This window comes from Pseudodesulfovibrio cashew (assembly GCF_009762795.1).
GTDB classification, from domain to species: Bacteria; Desulfobacterota; Desulfovibrionia; order Desulfovibrionales; family Desulfovibrionaceae; genus Pseudodesulfovibrio; species Pseudodesulfovibrio cashew.
Window position 1 is genome coordinate 3,183,164 of record NZ_CP046400.1, and the last position, 13,814, is coordinate 3,196,977.

Annotated in this window: 19 protein-coding genes; 6 read left to right on the plus strand and 13 right to left on the minus strand. The window is 56.0% G+C overall.

Annotated features, from left to right (window positions below; all coding sequences use genetic code 11):
• The 7 genes from GM415_RS14535 to GM415_RS14565 all read right to left on the minus strand — a co-directional run bounded on the left by GM415_RS14535 (nucleotide 1) and on the right by GM415_RS14565 (nucleotide 3,380).
• The gene (locus GM415_RS14535) at nucleotides 1-228 is read right to left on the minus strand and encodes a DUF465 domain-containing protein (protein ID WP_158949414.1); all 228 of its coding nucleotides are present in this window, start codon (nucleotides 226-228) and stop codon (nucleotides 1-3) included.
• Nucleotides 229-266: 38 nt separating this feature from the next.
• Nucleotides 267-551: a DUF167 domain-containing protein gene (locus GM415_RS14540; protein ID WP_158949416.1), complete on the minus strand. Its 285-nt coding sequence runs from the start codon at nucleotides 549-551 to the stop codon at nucleotides 267-269.
• An 18-nt stretch (nucleotides 552-569) separates the two neighbouring features.
• Nucleotides 570-1,073, minus strand: coding sequence for a DivIVA domain-containing protein (locus tag GM415_RS14545; RefSeq protein WP_158949418.1), 504 nt, complete (start codon nucleotides 1,071-1,073; stop codon nucleotides 570-572).
• 30 nt (nucleotides 1,074-1,103) lie between these two features.
• Nucleotides 1,104-1,412 (minus strand): YggT family protein, encoded by a 309-nt coding sequence (locus GM415_RS14550; protein WP_158949420.1) that lies wholly within the window; start codon nucleotides 1,410-1,412, stop codon nucleotides 1,104-1,106.
• An 87-nt stretch (nucleotides 1,413-1,499) separates the two neighbouring features.
• Nucleotides 1,500-2,180 (minus strand): HAD family hydrolase, encoded by a 681-nt coding sequence (locus GM415_RS14555; RefSeq protein WP_158949422.1) that lies wholly within the window; start codon nucleotides 2,178-2,180, stop codon nucleotides 1,500-1,502.
• A gap of 16 nt (nucleotides 2,181-2,196) precedes the next feature.
• A complete protein-coding gene (locus tag GM415_RS14560; protein WP_158949424.1) occupies nucleotides 2,197-2,991 on the minus strand; it encodes a hypothetical protein in 795 nt (264 codons plus the stop codon).
• 29 nt (nucleotides 2,992-3,020) lie between these two features.
• Nucleotides 3,021-3,380: a hypothetical protein gene (locus tag GM415_RS14565; protein ID WP_158949426.1), complete on the minus strand. Its 360-nt coding sequence runs from the start codon at nucleotides 3,378-3,380 to the stop codon at nucleotides 3,021-3,023.
• 228 nt (nucleotides 3,381-3,608) lie between these two features.
• On the opposite strand from GM415_RS14565, the gene tatA reads away from it, so the two are divergent.
• Entirely contained in the window at nucleotides 3,609-3,803 is a 195-nt protein-coding gene (gene tatA, locus GM415_RS14570; RefSeq protein ID WP_199244302.1) for a twin-arginine translocase TatA/TatE family subunit, read from the plus strand.
• Nucleotides 3,804-3,915: 112 nt separating this feature from the next.
• Here the strand turns inward: tatA and GM415_RS14575 are convergent, their stop codons facing one another.
• Together GM415_RS14575 and GM415_RS14580 are read right to left on the minus strand one after the other, a co-directional pair.
• Nucleotides 3,916-4,818 carry a hypothetical protein gene (locus GM415_RS14575; protein WP_158949428.1) on the minus strand — a complete coding sequence of 301 codons (903 nt, stop codon included), beginning with the start codon at nucleotides 4,816-4,818 and terminating at the stop codon, nucleotides 3,916-3,918.
• 20 nt (nucleotides 4,819-4,838) lie between these two features.
• Nucleotides 4,839-5,774 (minus strand): hypothetical protein, encoded by a 936-nt coding sequence (locus GM415_RS14580; RefSeq protein WP_158949430.1) that lies wholly within the window; start codon nucleotides 5,772-5,774, stop codon nucleotides 4,839-4,841.
• Between the two features lie 149 nt (nucleotides 5,775-5,923).
• On the opposite strand from GM415_RS14580, the gene GM415_RS14585 reads away from it, so the two are divergent.
• Nucleotides 5,924-6,412, plus strand: a complete 489-nt coding sequence (locus GM415_RS14585; RefSeq protein ID WP_158949432.1) for a SixA phosphatase family protein — start codon at nucleotides 5,924-5,926, stop codon at nucleotides 6,410-6,412.
• A 61-nt stretch (nucleotides 6,413-6,473) separates the two neighbouring features.
• On the opposite strand, the gene miaA is transcribed toward GM415_RS14585, so the two are convergent.
• From miaA to GM415_RS14605, 4 genes are read right to left on the minus strand one after another with little or no spacing between them, the layout of a single operon-like run.
• Nucleotides 6,474-7,406, minus strand: a complete 933-nt coding sequence (miaA, locus tag GM415_RS14590) for a tRNA (adenosine(37)-N6)-dimethylallyltransferase MiaA (RefSeq protein WP_158949434.1) — start codon at nucleotides 7,404-7,406, stop codon at nucleotides 6,474-6,476.
• Nucleotides 7,407-7,409: 3 nt separating this feature from the next.
• The gene (coaD, locus tag GM415_RS14595; RefSeq protein WP_158949436.1) at nucleotides 7,410-7,925 is read right to left on the minus strand and encodes a pantetheine-phosphate adenylyltransferase; all 516 of its coding nucleotides are present in this window, start codon (nucleotides 7,923-7,925) and stop codon (nucleotides 7,410-7,412) included.
• Nucleotides 7,913-8,473: a 16S rRNA (guanine(966)-N(2))-methyltransferase RsmD gene (gene rsmD, locus GM415_RS14600; RefSeq protein WP_158949439.1), complete on the minus strand. Its 561-nt coding sequence runs from the start codon at nucleotides 8,471-8,473 to the stop codon at nucleotides 7,913-7,915. The genes coaD and rsmD overlap by 13 nt, the downstream gene beginning before the upstream one ends.
• Nucleotides 8,474-10,081, minus strand: coding sequence for an MBL fold metallo-hydrolase RNA specificity domain-containing protein (locus GM415_RS14605; RefSeq protein WP_158949441.1), 1,608 nt, complete (start codon nucleotides 10,079-10,081; stop codon nucleotides 8,474-8,476).
• 196 nt (nucleotides 10,082-10,277) lie between these two features.
• On the opposite strand from GM415_RS14605, the gene GM415_RS14610 reads away from it, so the two are divergent.
• The 4 genes from GM415_RS14610 to GM415_RS14625 all read left to right on the plus strand — a co-directional run bounded on the left by GM415_RS14610 (nucleotide 10,278) and on the right by GM415_RS14625 (nucleotide 13,782).
• Nucleotides 10,278-10,937 carry an LOG family protein gene (locus GM415_RS14610; RefSeq protein WP_158950959.1) on the plus strand — a complete coding sequence of 220 codons (660 nt, stop codon included), beginning with the start codon at nucleotides 10,278-10,280 and terminating at the stop codon, nucleotides 10,935-10,937.
• A 6-nt stretch (nucleotides 10,938-10,943) separates the two neighbouring features.
• Nucleotides 10,944-11,843, plus strand: coding sequence for a DMT family transporter (locus tag GM415_RS14615; RefSeq protein WP_158949443.1), 900 nt, complete (start codon nucleotides 10,944-10,946; stop codon nucleotides 11,841-11,843).
• A 230-nt stretch (nucleotides 11,844-12,073) separates the two neighbouring features.
• Nucleotides 12,074-12,394: a putative quinol monooxygenase gene (locus GM415_RS14620; protein WP_158949445.1), complete on the plus strand. Its 321-nt coding sequence runs from the start codon at nucleotides 12,074-12,076 to the stop codon at nucleotides 12,392-12,394.
• Between the two features lie 266 nt (nucleotides 12,395-12,660).
• Nucleotides 12,661-13,782, plus strand: a complete 1,122-nt coding sequence (locus GM415_RS14625) for an ABC transporter substrate-binding protein (protein ID WP_158949447.1) — start codon at nucleotides 12,661-12,663, stop codon at nucleotides 13,780-13,782.
• Nucleotides 13,783-13,814 lie beyond the last annotated feature (32 nt).

The following is a 13,814-nucleotide window of genomic DNA, read 5'->3' on the forward strand; positions in this document are numbered from 1 at the left end:
TTACGCCTCCGTACGGTATTTATCGAGCAGCCCCTGCAATTGCGTCTTGCCGGCCAGCTTCTTCTTCTTGAGTTCCTTTATTTCCTGCGTCTCTGTGGGAGAAAGGTAACTCTTGCCCTCCAACTTCTCCAACATCTTTTCGTATACAACGTGCTGATCCCACAGAGCCTTCAATTCCGGATCGTTGGCCTCATACTGCTGAATGAGTTCAAGGTCTTTGGCTTCCATGTACCGCTCCTTTTTAAGGGTTCATACGGGCAACCGGCTCAACGGAACACCGAGAAATCCGGTTTGGCCGCACCGTCAATAGTCAAGCGTTTGCGCCGGTTGGTCAAACCGGACTCAATGACGACCTGACTTTTTTTCACTTTCAACAACTTGGCGATATAGGCGACGAGCGCCTTGTTGGCCTTGTTGTCCACAGCAGGAGCGCCGAGGCGTATCTTGACACACCCCTGGTATTCCCCGGCGACCTCGGTCTTTTTGGCCCCGGGCTGTACCCAAACGTGGAGAATCCACCCTTTCCCGCTCTTGCTGACAAATTCCTTCAAAAGTCCCGCTTGATCGTTTTAGTCTACTTTCTTCAAGTACTTGAGCTTGGACTCCAACTCTTCGACCTGTTCCCGCTCCGGGTTGCTCATCTCGATCATCTCCAAATGGGATTGGAGCAACCCCTTGAGCTGCACCTCGAACTGGGTGCGTTGCCGCTTGAGCGATTCGATCTCCTCATGAACCTGCGCCAGCCTGTTGTGCCCTTTCTGGACTGCCGCATCCGCCTTGGCGCGGGCCTCGTCGAGAATAAGCTGGGCCTCCCTGTTGGCTGTTACCTTGAGGTCGTCGACCATTTTCTGCGTGGATACCAGGGTGTCTCGCAGGGTCTCGTCCCTTTGGCGGTACTCCACGACCGTCTTCTCCAACGCCTTGATCTTTCTGCGCATGGCCTTCTGACTATCTGCCGCATTGCCGAGGACATCGGCCAGTTCCAACATGAACTGGTCCACCTCCACGCGGGAATAGCCGAGCATGCTGCGGGAAAACTGCTTGTTGAGCAAATCAATCTTGGAAACCGTCACGGGGACCTCCTTGGGCCGTTATCTTTCGGATCACATCGGCATGCCCGTGCCCATGGAGTAGGCCAGGCGCATCAGGTTCCCCACGACCACTATCTCGACCACCTTGATGGCCAGCAGGACCACGATGGGCGAAAGGTCGAAGCCGCCCACCACGGCAAAGGGAATGACGGAGCGGATCTTATAGAAGACGGGCTCGGTCACCCCGCGCAGAAAGCGCACTATGGGATTGTACGGGTCGGGGTTCACCCAGGATAGCAACGCTGAGATGATGACGATCCAGAAGTAGGCATTGAGAATGATACCAAGAACAGTTGCGATTGCGCGGACAATCAAGTCCATGAAACCTCCAGATGACGGCTGGTTGGTTACTCGCCGCCAATAATTCGATGATGGTAATTTCGCACACGAAATTGCAAGAATCAAGTCCTAATACGAACAACGACTGCCTTTGTAGCACCGCTGCATCACTGCTTTGATTTCCCAGAAATCTTCGATGTGAACTTCCGCGGAAAGAGTCTGATCCCCATGAGCCCAGAACCGGACTCCGGCCGCTCTGGCGGTCTTCTCGTCCACATGGGTGTCCCCAACGAAAGCCGTTTCTTCGGGACGCACGTTCAAGGTCCGCAGAATCTTGTATACCCCCTCGGGGTGCGGCTTTGGCGCGGCCACTTTGGCCGAGGTGATGACGGGGAAAAAGAACCCTTCCAGATCCATGATCTTGAGAATGTAGTCCATGGTGTCCGTCCGGCTGGTATTGACGGCCAGCTTGAACCCGGCGCTCCGCAGCCAGCAGAGAAACTCGCGGATGCCTTCCGTCCTCTTCAGATAGCTGGACAGGGAGGATGAGTCGTACCCTTTGGCAAGCTCCCATGCCTTGGGCAACAGATCGCCTGGTGCGATGTGCTCCAGGGCCAGCTTGTGGGTCCGGGAGTGGACGTAGTGAATCTCGCTTTGGGTAATTGGGGGCAGCCCGAGCTGCTCCTTGATATCGCCATAGTATTTGATGTTGGCCTGCAGGGAGTCGATTAGGACCCCGTCACAGTCGAAAATGATGCACTTGAGCCCCGAGACCAGCGCGGGGTTCATCAATGGATTGGCCAATGCCATGTAGCTTCTCCTGATTTTACCGTATGATGGCAACGGTCACTTCTTTCAAGGCCAGGGGCAGATTGGCCGGGGCCTTGCGCCGCCCGGCGAACTGCCAAGCAGGAAGGGTCGCCACGACCGCTCCCTCGGGCAAATCGTCTCCGCCCTCTCCGAACGCAATCTCCAGATCGTCCCAGGCTGCGATGATTTCCTTGTCGACACATACAAGAACCGAGTCCTCGGGAATGAAGGCGGGCAGCGCCTCTATGATCCGCTGCCACGGCAGAGGCACCCGCTGCTCGTCGGAGACGCCGCCAGTGTGGCTCAACCGGTTGCCCAGGTCGAGCACCTTTTCCTCATACCGGTCCTCGTCGTCCACGCCCAGGGTCTGGTCCATGGATTTCCAGGAATTCTTGACGCCCTGCTCGATGGAGGCCAGCTCCATCATCTTTTCCTCGAATGACCATGCCAACAGGAGGATGAACTGGGCGCGAGCTCTGTTTTCCCTGGCTTGACGTTCTTCCTTTTCGCCCTGCCCGTCTCTGAACTGCTGCATGAGCTGGTTCTGGATGGACATGGAAGAGCCTTCATAAAAATCATCGGCGGAGACGGCCCCGAAATACGCCATCTCAGCGGGGTCCTTGAATTGTTCCCCAAAGTTAATGCAGTCCCGTATCAATGCCGCCGCAGTCTTCCTGTCCAAAGGAAGCCCTTCAGGCCGAAAGGAGCACTCTCCCGGCGTCTCGGCCAGGCCGGGATCAAAGAAACGCATCCCGTCCGCCTTGACGCCGGGCACCAGCTCCGGGTGCATGTAGGGAAATGACAGCAACATAGAAAAGACTCCTTTTTGGTGGAGGTCGGTTATCTTGAAAAGTGACGGCACCGCCCCGGGCAGGGAGGCAGAGCCAGGCGGCAGAGGCCGTCCAGGGCATGAGCGCATGCCGGAGGACCGCCGTTCACGCTATGAACATAATCTTGGCAATCGAAGACCTGCCGCGCCATCCTTTGGAACTTGCGGCCCCAGAGATCCGGGACAGCGTCCTGGGATACGCCGAAGGACTCGGCCCGAAGCAGGAAGTCGTCATAGGCGTCTTCCCAACGGGCGAGTACGCGGCAACGCCACTCGGCCGAATACCCCGGATTGAGATGCTCCTGATACAGGCAGCGACCAGTTGTATGATGACGGCACCCTTTTCCGGGCAGCCGTTTCACATCGCCCATTCCAATTCCCTATGTTCGGCGTCGCGCAGACGGCGTTTGTCCCAGTCCGCGCAACGGTTCATCTTGTCGGGATTGTGTAAAACTCCGCCGGGATAATGTAAAGGCAAGGGCAACCTTTTTCACATTCTGACGGGGCCCGGAGAGAGTCCCCGCTTCTTGACCTCTGCATGGTGCGGGTGTATAGCCTCTGTCACTCGATTTGAAGAATTTTACCATTGGAGGCAATATATGATTGGCGGATTCGGAATCTGGGAACTTTTGATCATTCTGCTTATCGTCCTGGTCATTTTCGGCGCCAAAAAGTTGCCCGAGATCGGCGGCGGCATCGGTCAGGCCATCAGCAACTTCAAACGGGCCACCAATGAGCCCGAGGAGATCGACGTCACGCCCAAAAAGGAAGAGAAAAAAGACGGCGAGGCATAACGCCTGTCTTGATTTTACTAATAAAGCCCGGTCGCGAATGCGGCCGGGCTTTTCTTTATTGATTACCGCGGAACAACGGAGAAGAAAACAAGGCGACCGGACTTGCGGCTCCCTATTTACTATCCTTCTCTGAAAGCCTGTAGGTCAAACCTCGCTGGGGCAGGTAGCTCTTCAACAGCGAATCAAGACGGCTCGCGTTGAGGAGACGAACTTCCCAGACCCCCCCCACTCCCGAGGGCTGCATGTCCAGCTCAACCAACCGGGCCTCCTGCACTGCGGATTCCCAGGCGCGCAATACACCGTCAAACTCGAGGACTGCGTCGGGCGCAAACCAGCCATCCACGGACAGGGTTTGCACACCGGAGCGCGCTACCGTGCCTTCATCGCGGTTGAAGTACTTGCTCCAGAGCTTGAACCAAAGCACTCTCAGGTCCTTGTCGATGGCGACGAATTCCTGCTTGTCCATTTCCAGACGAGCCTTGAAGGCGTCCTTGGGGCCAGGCTCCAGCGTGAAGGAGGGCAACACGTCCACCCCCTGGCGAATGCCGGTCAGGGTCATGAGTTGTTGCAACCCGACCACGGTCTCCTCGGGCACTCCCTCGGGCCACGAGATCGAGGCGGTCAAGGGGCCGGCCTCAGCGGCGAACAATCCCATGCTCTTGAGTCCCTCGCGAAGAAGCTTGCGGTTGACCCGCACATCAAGAGCAAGCGCCACGCCCTCTCCGGAGACTTTGGAAGACAGGATCTTGTAGCCCTGAATATACTGCCGCGCCTGAGTGAGCATATACTGCTTGAACGCTTCACCGCGCGCCTCGTCCAACGGCGTTCCTAGCATGGTCTGCGCCTCCTGCAAGACCGCGAGGGCGAAGCCCTCGGCCATTGCCCGTTGGCGAAGCTCCATGGTGGAGACCTCTTCATCCGCAGGTTTGAACACCTGCACTTCGCCTGCTCCGGCCACCCCGGACAACAGGCAGAACAACACTGCCGCCAATATGACATATCGCAAAGTTCGCATTACGTATCGTTCCTTTGGGGCTACTCGCTCCCGGGAGCTTCTCCGGGCTCGGTGGATTCCACAACGGGGTCGGCGACCTTGGGCCTGCGCTCATCCACGACGATGACCACACGGCAGTTGCCCGCAACGCTGGGCGAGGAAGCCACGGCGGCAACAAGCCGAGCCATGGACGTGGGGATGATCAGGTCGGTCCGCCAGGAGCCGTAGGCGCTCAGCGCACGCACTGTCAGTGGGCGCTTCCCCACCCTCTCGGCAAGAATGCCGGGATCGGATGTCGTGGCATAGGCCGCCACGCCCTTGCTCACGGCGCTGTCACGGCTGACAAGGAAGGTACCGTAGACGCCTTGACCATCCTGGCCGTACACGACCGGTGTCAAGGCAGGAGTCACCTCCAGGCCGCGTGCATCAATGATCAATCCGGTGTAGCCACCCGAATTGCCACCAACCGGTTCGGGCACACCACCCTCGAATCCCATGGACTGTTCCATGGACGTGGAGAGCTTGGGAGGGATGCCGCTTTGAAATTGGATGGTCGTGGGCAGGACCAACTCTGCAAGCTTGTCCCGAAACCGCTCTGAAACGCGAACGGCTCCGCCCTGTCCCGCACCGACAGGACGTTCCAGAGGCGAATTCTGTACAACCCCACGGACCCGTGCAGCCAGCTCAGCATCTTCGGACAAGTAGGCGGAGACGGTTCGTCTTGCGTCGATTCGCACGGACAGGATGATGTCGAGCAACTGCTTGCGCGCGCCGCTCACGGCCTTGCGGATGGCCAGCGGATTCACAGTGGCGTCCTCGCCCGCAGGCGCCAGCTCCCGCGAAACCTCGGCTTCGCCGCTTCCCCAGGACAGGGTCGCGTTGTCGCCGAATGTCTGCACGTAGCCCTGGAAAGCCCGCGAACCTGCCGGGAAAACCAGCAGCATGGTCACACTCAATAGAAATATTCTCAGGGACATATGATCGCTTTGTTTTTGTCGGGTCGCAATGGTTGACGATAGGATTCAACAGCCACACAGCATGTATCGCGCTTGGGCCTTTTCCGCAAGCGGCTTGCCGCGCCCTGCACGTGATGATAGACTTTTCCGCAACCCAAACGGAGAGAGCCATGCTGATCCATCTGATGCAACACGGGACCTGCCTGCCCAAAGAAATAGACTCCCACCAATCCCTGAGTCCTGTCGGCCGGGAGCAGATCGAAAAATCCGCCATTGCCGCGAGCAGACTAGGCCTTCGCTTCGAGCTCATGGTCTCCAGCAGCAAGCCCCGCGCACTGCAAACGGCCGAGATCATGGCCGCGCACACAGGCTACCCGGTCATCCGCATCGAAATGTCAGACGCCTGCAAGGCCATGACGCCTCCTCAGCGTCTAGTGGAATTCCTTCGTGAATACGAAGGGTTGGACTCCGTCTTTGTGGCCGGGCACCAGCCTTCGCTAGGATTGGTGGCCTCCACTCTGCTGACCGGCACGGCCAAGCTTGAAGTGCACATCGAAAACGGCGGACTGATGCAGATAAACTATGACGTGCAGACAGGTAAAGGAGTCCTGAACTGGTATCTCACGCCAGCCCAGCTTGCCTTGATAGCCAAGGACTAGGTTTATTTGTTCAAGCAACGGTTTAACAAATGCGGCGCTGTTACTGTGCCCGGTCCCGGCCTCAGCCGAAATTCTCAGCCAGCCAGGATTCAACCAAATCGGCGATGGCCGCGTTTTCCCCTGGCGCAAACCAGTTGATGCCGGATTCTTTCTTGAACCAGGTAATCTGCCGCTTGGCATAGGCACGGGTGTTCTTCACCCAGCGCAGCTTGGCCTCTTCCAAAGAAATCTCGCCCCGCAGGTGGGATAGCAATTCAGCGCAGCCGATGCCGCTCCAACCCGGCGCTTCCGGGTCAGAGCAGGACGCCATGGCACAGCGCGCTTCGTCTAGAGCACCCTGCTCAAGCATGACGTCGATACGTCGGGCCAGATGCGGCTCAAGATCGGATAGCGCAATCTGCATGCCGATCTTCAGCGGCGAATACGGAGCAGGCGTGTGCTCCCCATGGGTATGCCACCATGTCATGGTCCGACCGGTGGCCAGAAACACCTCTGCGGCACGAGCATTTCGCTGGGTATCATTGGGGTGGATGCGTGCCGCGTAGTCCGGGTCGGTCCGTTCCAATTCCGCATGCAACGCCTGCGGCCCTTCGTTGATGATCCGCTCCAGGACCGAGGTCCGAATGTCATCCGGTATCTCTGGAATGGGCGCGATTCCGCCGAGCAAGGATTTCAGGTACATCCCGGTGCCCCCCACCAAAATGGGCAGCCGATTCTCGGCCCGAACGTCCTCAATTGTCCTGACGGCCAATTCCACGAACCGGGCGGCGGTCATCTTTTCAATAGTAGGCAGGAACCCATATAGCAGATGGGGGCAGGCCGCCCTCTCGTGCTTGTCCGGCTGTGCCGTAATAACCGGAAAGTCGGCATAAACCTGACGGGAATCGAAATTGACCACGGATGCGGGAATGCGACGGGATATCTCGATAGCCGCCGCAGTCTTTCCCGTGCCGGTGGGACCAAGCAAACAAACAATAGGTGGGGCGTCGGACACGACTTACTCCGAGCCGCACCCGAAACGGGTGCCGAACTTGACCTGAAGCGCCTTGACCACAGGCCCTGGCACCAGGCCGCATATGTCTCCGCCGTATCGGGCCACTTCCTTGACGATGGTGGAGCTGAGGTACATCCAGCGGAAATCGGTCATCATGAACACGGTCTCAATTTGGCTTTTGAGCTTTCGGTTCATCAGGGCCATCTGGAATTCGTACTCAAAGTCGGACACCGCGCGCAGGCCTCTCATGATAACGCCCGCCCCCATGCTCTCAACGTAGTCGATAAGCAGTGTATTGAACGGATCAATGACCAGATTCGGCGTATCGCTGAACACCTCCTCTGCTAAAGCCACCCGTTCTTCAATGGTAAAAAGCGTCTTTTTCGGGGTAGACTCGGCCACCGCCAGAATAACCTTGTCAAAAACCTGAAGGCCCCGCCGGATCAAACTGACGTGGCCCATGGTCAAGGGGTCGAAGGTGCCCGGATAAACCGCAATCTTGGAGTTCAGTGCCGCCATAACAAAATCCTGGTCTGACCATATTCCCGGTCGGTTACGAGTTCCATTTCGGCTATTGGCCCCTCATCCGGAGCCTTCACCGCCGTTTCCACTTCGGCCAGGACAAACCCGCCCTCCGCGATCCAGCCATTGGCGAGCGCCTTTTCCAGCGCAGGCACGAGCATGTCCCTGCCATAGGGCGGATCGATAAAGACAAGGTCAAACGCCTTGTCCGGCTTGGTAGACAATACCCCAAAAAGGTCCTTGGAGACCACCCTGGCCCGAGCTTTTTCCACGCCGAGCGCCGCCAAGTTCTTTCTGATCACCGCAGCCGCCTTGCCGGCCTTCTCCACAAACCACGCTGTGGGGGCTCCCCGGCTCAGGCACTCGATGCCGAGGCTGCCGCTGCCCGCGAACATGTCAATGACGCGCACTCGACTGAAATCAACGCCCCTGGCCGTGAGCATGGAAAAGATGGACTCGCGCACCTTCATGGTGGCTGGACGATAGCCCGGTCCCTCCCAGGTGCTGAGTTTACGCCCCTTGAAGCGCCCGCCGACGATGCGCATCTACATCTCGGAAATGAGCGCGACAATCTCGCGGTTGACGTTGAGCAGACGATCGCGCAACTCCACCTGGTCCACCCAGGGCTTCTTTGACACGTCCCTGATACGGGCCTTGAGTTCCGTGTACAGGGACTCGGAATCCTTGAGCAGGAAAGCCCAGTCCACCGGAGGACGGGCGACATCCATATCCACCACCGGAGCAAGGGCCTCGCCGGGCTCCAGCTCCAACTCTTCCATGTATTCGGGGATGTGGACCTCGAACCCGAAACGCTCCGTTATAAGGGCCGCAAACTGCTTCTGGACCTCGGCCTCGCCGTGTACCAGCATAATCTTGACCGGCTTGCCCTGCATCGTCGACAGCCAATCCAAGAGTTCGTCCTGCCCGGCATGACCGGAGAATCCGTTGATGGTGAAAATGTTGGCGTTGACCTTGACCTCCTCGCCGAAGATACGGATGGACTTTGCCCCGTTCAGAATCTTCCGCCCGGGCGTACCCACGCCCTGCCAACCAACAAAGACGACACTGGCTCCGGGCTTCCACAGGTTGTGAAAGAGGTGATGCTTTACACGCCCCGCGTTGGCCATGCCACTGGCCGAGATGATGACGCTCGGCCCCTTGGACTCGTTGATGGCCTGAGACTGTTCCCGCGATTCGGTAAAATGCAGGTTGGGCAAATCCAGGGGATGCTCTCCCTTCCGGATGAACTCCTGGGTCTGCTCGTCATAGAACTCCGGATGCTTGCGGAATATTTCCGTGGCCCGGATTGCCAGGGGACTGTCCAGGTACACCGGCATATCGGCAGGAAGCCGCCCCTGCCGTCTGAGCAGAAAGAGCGAATAGATGATCTGCTGGGAACGTTCCACGGCAAAGGCGGGGATAACCACCTTTTCGCCATTCTTGTAGCTGTAGTCGATAGCCTTGGCCAACTCGTCCAGGCTGTGCTCCTCGTCTGGGTGGTTGCGGTTGCCATAGGTGGATTCCATGAAGATGTAGTCAGCGTGCTCCATGTCTTCGGGATCTTCCACAATGAGCTGCTCTGGACGCCCGAGGTCACCGGAGAAGACTGCGCGAGTCCGCTTTCCGTCCTGCTCGTAATCAATCTCGATAAACGCGGACCCGAGGATGTGTCCGGCATTCTTGAACGTCACGTTCAGTCCCGGCGCAGGGGAAAAGGATTTGCCGTATTCGATGGTTGCCAGAAGGGGGATGGTGTGTTCCGCGTCCGCAATGGAATACAGGGACCGTATGGGCTGCTCCCCATGGCGCATGCGCGTGCGGTTGGCCCACTCCGCCTCCATCTCCTGAATGTGCGCGGAATCCAGGAGCATGATCTCCATCAGATCCCGCGTGGGAGCGGTACAATAGACCGGGTTTTTGTATCCCTTGGAGACCAGTGCCGGCAGCAGGCCGCTATGATCTATGTGGGCATGCGTGATCAAGATGAAATCGATATGTTTCGCATCGTACTTGTCGAAATTCCAGTTTCGCTTTTCTATCTCAAGGTTTCCCTGATGCATGCCGCAATCCACGGCGAACCGCTTGTTTCCGCACTCGAGAATGTAGCATGAGCCGCTGACGGTCCGGGCCGCCCCCATAAACGTAATCTTCATCCTGTTTCCCTCGAAAAGCTTCTCGTCCGTAGCGGAAAAATCCACTTTCAGAAGAGAAAAAATCGGTGTATTGAGAATGTTAGAGGCAACAACTTCCGCCGGTCGCCGCCCCGCAATACATGCCTCATAAACAGGAATCAGGCAACCGTTCTCTCCCGGACTACTTGTCCGGCAACGCCACGAGGATACTTTTATGATGTCACACCGCTCCAAACAGTTCCTTATCGACGACCTTTCCATGAAGGAGTCCTGGCGGCTCTTCAAGATCATGTCTGAAATCGTGGAAGGCTTTGAAAATCTCTCCGAAATCGGCCCCGCCGTATCCATGTTCGGATCGGCCCGGGTCAAACCCGAGGACCCGCTCTACCTTCAAACCGTTGAGATTTCAAAGAAACTGTCAGAGGCCGGCTATTCCGTGATCACCGGCGGAGGCCCCGGCCTGATGGAAGCGGGAAACAAGGGCGCCTTTGAAAACGGCGGCGAGTCCATCGGCCTGCACATCCACCTGCCCATGGAACAGCACAACAATGAATATCTGAATATCCGCAGTGACTTCCGATACTTCTTCATCCGAAAGTTGATGTTCATCAAGTACGCCCTGGCCTACGTGGCACTGCCCGGCGGATACGGCACTCTGGATGAACTGGCCGAAGCTCTTGTGCTCATCCAGACGCATCGCATCAAGCCGTTCCCCATCGTCATGTTCGGCACGGAATTCTGGTCCGGCCTGGTGGAATGGTTCGAAAAACAGATCGTGGCCAACAACTTCGCCAAGAAGGAAGATCTGAACCTCTTCATTATCACGGACGATCCTGACAAAGTCGTCGCCCATATCAGAAAGCACGTCATCATCTAACGTCGAGTGAACGACAAACGAAAAGCACTCCTATTCGGCCTGGCGACGGTGGGCATCTGGTCCACCGTCGCCTCGGCCTTCAAGCTGTCCCTGCGCCACCTGGCCCCGATTCAATTGCTGGCCTGCGCCTGCGCGGCCTCTCTCGTCGCCTTGGCCATTCTGATCACAATTCAGGGAAAACAAGGGCAGCTCAAACAGCTGTCCCGGCACCAACTGCTGCGATGCGCCCTCCTCGGTGTGCTCAACCCGTTCCTCTACTACCTGATACTCTTCAAGTCCTACGCCCTGCTGCCCGCCCAGGAAGCCCAGCCTTTGAACTACACCTGGGCCATCACCTTATCCCTGCTCTCGGTGCCGCTGCTCGGACAAAAAATTTCCATGAAAGCCCTGTTGGCAATACTCGTCAGCTATTTTGGAGTGGTAGTCATCTCTACCCACGGAGAACTGCTTGCCTTCCGTTTTTCCAACCCCACCGGGGTGGCGCTGGCTTTAGGCTCGACGATCATCTGGGCTCTATACTGGATCGGTAATACCAGATCCGACACGGACCCGATAATCGGTCTGTTTCTCAACTTCGCCTTCGGCTTTCCGCTCATTCTCCTCACCATGTTTTTCGTTTCCGGCCCTCCGGCATTCAGCGTGGAAGCGGTCCTCGGTTCAGCCTATGTAGGATTCTTCGAAATGGGCGTCACCTTCGCCCTATGGCTTACAGCCATGAAGCATGCGGCCCTTCCCGACGGCGGAGGGACGGCCCGTATTGCCAATCTCATTTTTCTCTCTCCTTTCCTCTCCCTCATCTTTATCCACTTCCTGGTTGGTGAGGAGATCCTCCTCTCCACTGTGGCGGGCCTGGGTTTCATCATCGCCGGCAATGTCCTGATGCAATGGGGATCACGCAATAAATGATATTTATCTTCAAATCGCGGGATTTATGAACGCTGGAGCCAACAGTAGGAAGAAGGGCCATCTCTTGACAAAACTTCAAATGACCGAACTGCCCCCTCTGTTATCCAATCAATTTCCAATTTCTTTGACAATAAATTCCCCGGCATCTACTGTTTCCGGAATCTCTGAAAAACACACTCATGCGCTATGCATTCTCGCAGCATTTAGCAGGTGCAAAACAAGGAGGACTCATGTTCGCAGTTATGGTCACCGTACACATCAAGCCGGAAAAGAGAGACGAATTCATCAAGGAGATGATACTGGACGGAGAAGGGTCGATAGCCAACGAAGAAGGATGCCTCCTTTTCAACATCATAGAGGATAAAGAAGACCCCAATTGTCTGCACCTTTATGAAGTTTACACCAGTGAAAAGGCCTTTGAAATCCACGAAGGCATGCCGCACTTCAAGAGATGGGTGGAAACAACCGCCGACCTTCTTGCCAAACCACTTGAAGTTGCTACCGGGACACACTTGTTCCCGGCCGATTCCATATGGAAAAAACAAGAATAATCCCGAAAATGAAATGAAAATGAAAAAGCACTGCTCCAAGAGCGGTGCTTTTTTTTCCAGCTGCCGAGTCAACAGTTAACCGGAATCTCTCAACATATATTTGCCGAATGGACCGAAACAAACTCATTCGTATCCAATTGGCGGGATCAGTGCTCTTTTCAAACCACGCCAGCCGATGCAAGATAATGAAACAAATGCTTTTTATTGCTCAATTTTTACATATAGGATATGCCTAAATTACGAGAATCGATTAAAAGAAGGATTCCATGACGCTCAGCAGATACCTTGGCATCATCGCCATATTCTGTGCCCTCTTCCTTACGGCTTGTAGCGATGCCTCGCCGATTATCGTAGGCTTTTCCGGACAATTGACGGGAAGTAATTCCGACCTGGGAACCGCCGGAAGAAACGGCGTTATACTAGCATTGGAAAACATCAATGCCGCCGGAGGAATAGACGGTCGGCCATTAGAACTGTTAACAGCCGACGATCACAATACACCTGAAGGAGCCATCCAGGCCGACCGCGAACTGATCGACGCAGGGGTGGTAGCCATCATCGGGCACATGACCAGCTCACTTTGCCTGGCTGCGATGCCGCAGATTTCCGAAAACGGGATCGTCATGATCTCACCCACTGCTTCCTCCCCACAATTCTCGGGCAAAGTAGACGCCTTTTTCAGAACAATGATGGAGGCATCTGTTCGCAGCAAAGATTTGGCCGAGTATGCCTATTCCAGAATTGGTATCAATTCCGTAGTCTCAGTGGCTGAATCGGACAACAAGAGTTACTCCTTCTCGTTTATCGCCAACTTTGGTGACGCCTTCAAAGCGCTCGGCGGAAGAATGGTGGGTGAAATCACCTATTCCACTCAAAATCCACAAGACTGGCAAAAACTCATAGCGGAACTCAAAGAAAAACGGCCGGATGCTCTCCTCCTGGCCTGCCCGGCTCAAGATGCGGCTGCCATCGTCCAGAAAATCAATTTTTCCGGACTGCATCTCCCAATATTGTCCGGCTCTTGGGCCTACACGGAAAGGCTGCTCCTCTGGGGTGGAAGGTATGCCGAAGGAATGATCTTCGCCATCGACTATGCCTTCGACAACCCCAGACCGGAATTTATAAAATTCAAGGAACATTACAAAAATCGATTTGGAAAAGAACCTAATTTCGCTTCAGCTTTTTCTTATGAAGCAACCCTAGCTTTGGCGGAAGGACTGAAGAAAACAAAAGGAACACCCACGGGCCTGGCGAACGCAATGGCCCCAAGCCAAACGATCAACGGCGTGGTAGGTCCATTCAAACTCAACCCGTTCGGTGACGTAACCCGAAAAGTTTTCATAGTAACCGTCCAGAATAAAGAATTCAGAACACTGGAAATGCGATAGGCAAACTTGTTCAAATACTGACAACGGCGAGA

What these genes read in the sequence shown, in the direction of transcription:
- GM415_RS14535 (WP_158949414.1), bottom strand. Translation starts at nt 228, where the DNA reads ATGGAAGCCAAAGACCTTGAACTCATTCAGCAGTATGAGGCCAACGAT.
- GM415_RS14550 (WP_158949420.1), bottom strand. Translation starts at nt 1,412, where the DNA reads ATGGACTTGATTGTCCGCGCAATCGCAACTGTTCTTGGTATCATTCTC.
- GM415_RS14555 (WP_158949422.1), bottom strand. Translation starts at nt 2,180, where the DNA reads ATGGCATTGGCCAATCCATTGATGAACCCCGCGCTGGTCTCGGGGCTC.
- GM415_RS14560 (WP_158949424.1), bottom strand. Translation starts at nt 2,991, where the DNA reads ATGTTGCTGTCATTTCCCTACATGCACCCGGAGCTGGTGCCCGGCGTC.
- GM415_RS14565 (WP_158949426.1), bottom strand. Translation starts at nt 3,380, where the DNA reads ATGGGCGATGTGAAACGGCTGCCCGGAAAAGGGTGCCGTCATCATACA.
- tatA (WP_199244302.1), top strand. Translation starts at nt 3,609, where the DNA reads ATGATTGGCGGATTCGGAATCTGGGAACTTTTGATCATTCTGCTTATC.
- GM415_RS14575 (WP_158949428.1), bottom strand. Translation starts at nt 4,818, where the DNA reads ATGCGAACTTTGCGATATGTCATATTGGCGGCAGTGTTGTTCTGCCTG.
- GM415_RS14580 (WP_158949430.1), bottom strand. Translation starts at nt 5,774, where the DNA reads ATGTCCCTGAGAATATTTCTATTGAGTGTGACCATGCTGCTGGTTTTC.
- GM415_RS14585 (WP_158949432.1), top strand. Translation starts at nt 5,924, where the DNA reads ATGCTGATCCATCTGATGCAACACGGGACCTGCCTGCCCAAAGAAATA.
- coaD (WP_158949436.1), bottom strand. Translation starts at nt 7,925, where the DNA reads ATGGCGGCACTGAACTCCAAGATTGCGGTTTATCCGGGCACCTTCGAC.
- rsmD (WP_158949439.1), bottom strand. Translation starts at nt 8,473, where the DNA reads ATGCGCATCGTCGGCGGGCGCTTCAAGGGGCGTAAACTCAGCACCTGG.
- GM415_RS14605 (WP_158949441.1), bottom strand. Translation starts at nt 10,081, where the DNA reads ATGAAGATTACGTTTATGGGGGCGGCCCGGACCGTCAGCGGCTCATGC.
- GM415_RS14610 (WP_158950959.1), top strand. Translation starts at nt 10,278, where the DNA reads ATGTCACACCGCTCCAAACAGTTCCTTATCGACGACCTTTCCATGAAG.
- GM415_RS14620 (WP_158949445.1), top strand. Translation starts at nt 12,074, where the DNA reads ATGTTCGCAGTTATGGTCACCGTACACATCAAGCCGGAAAAGAGAGAC.
- GM415_RS14625 (WP_158949447.1), top strand. Translation starts at nt 12,661, where the DNA reads ATGACGCTCAGCAGATACCTTGGCATCATCGCCATATTCTGTGCCCTC.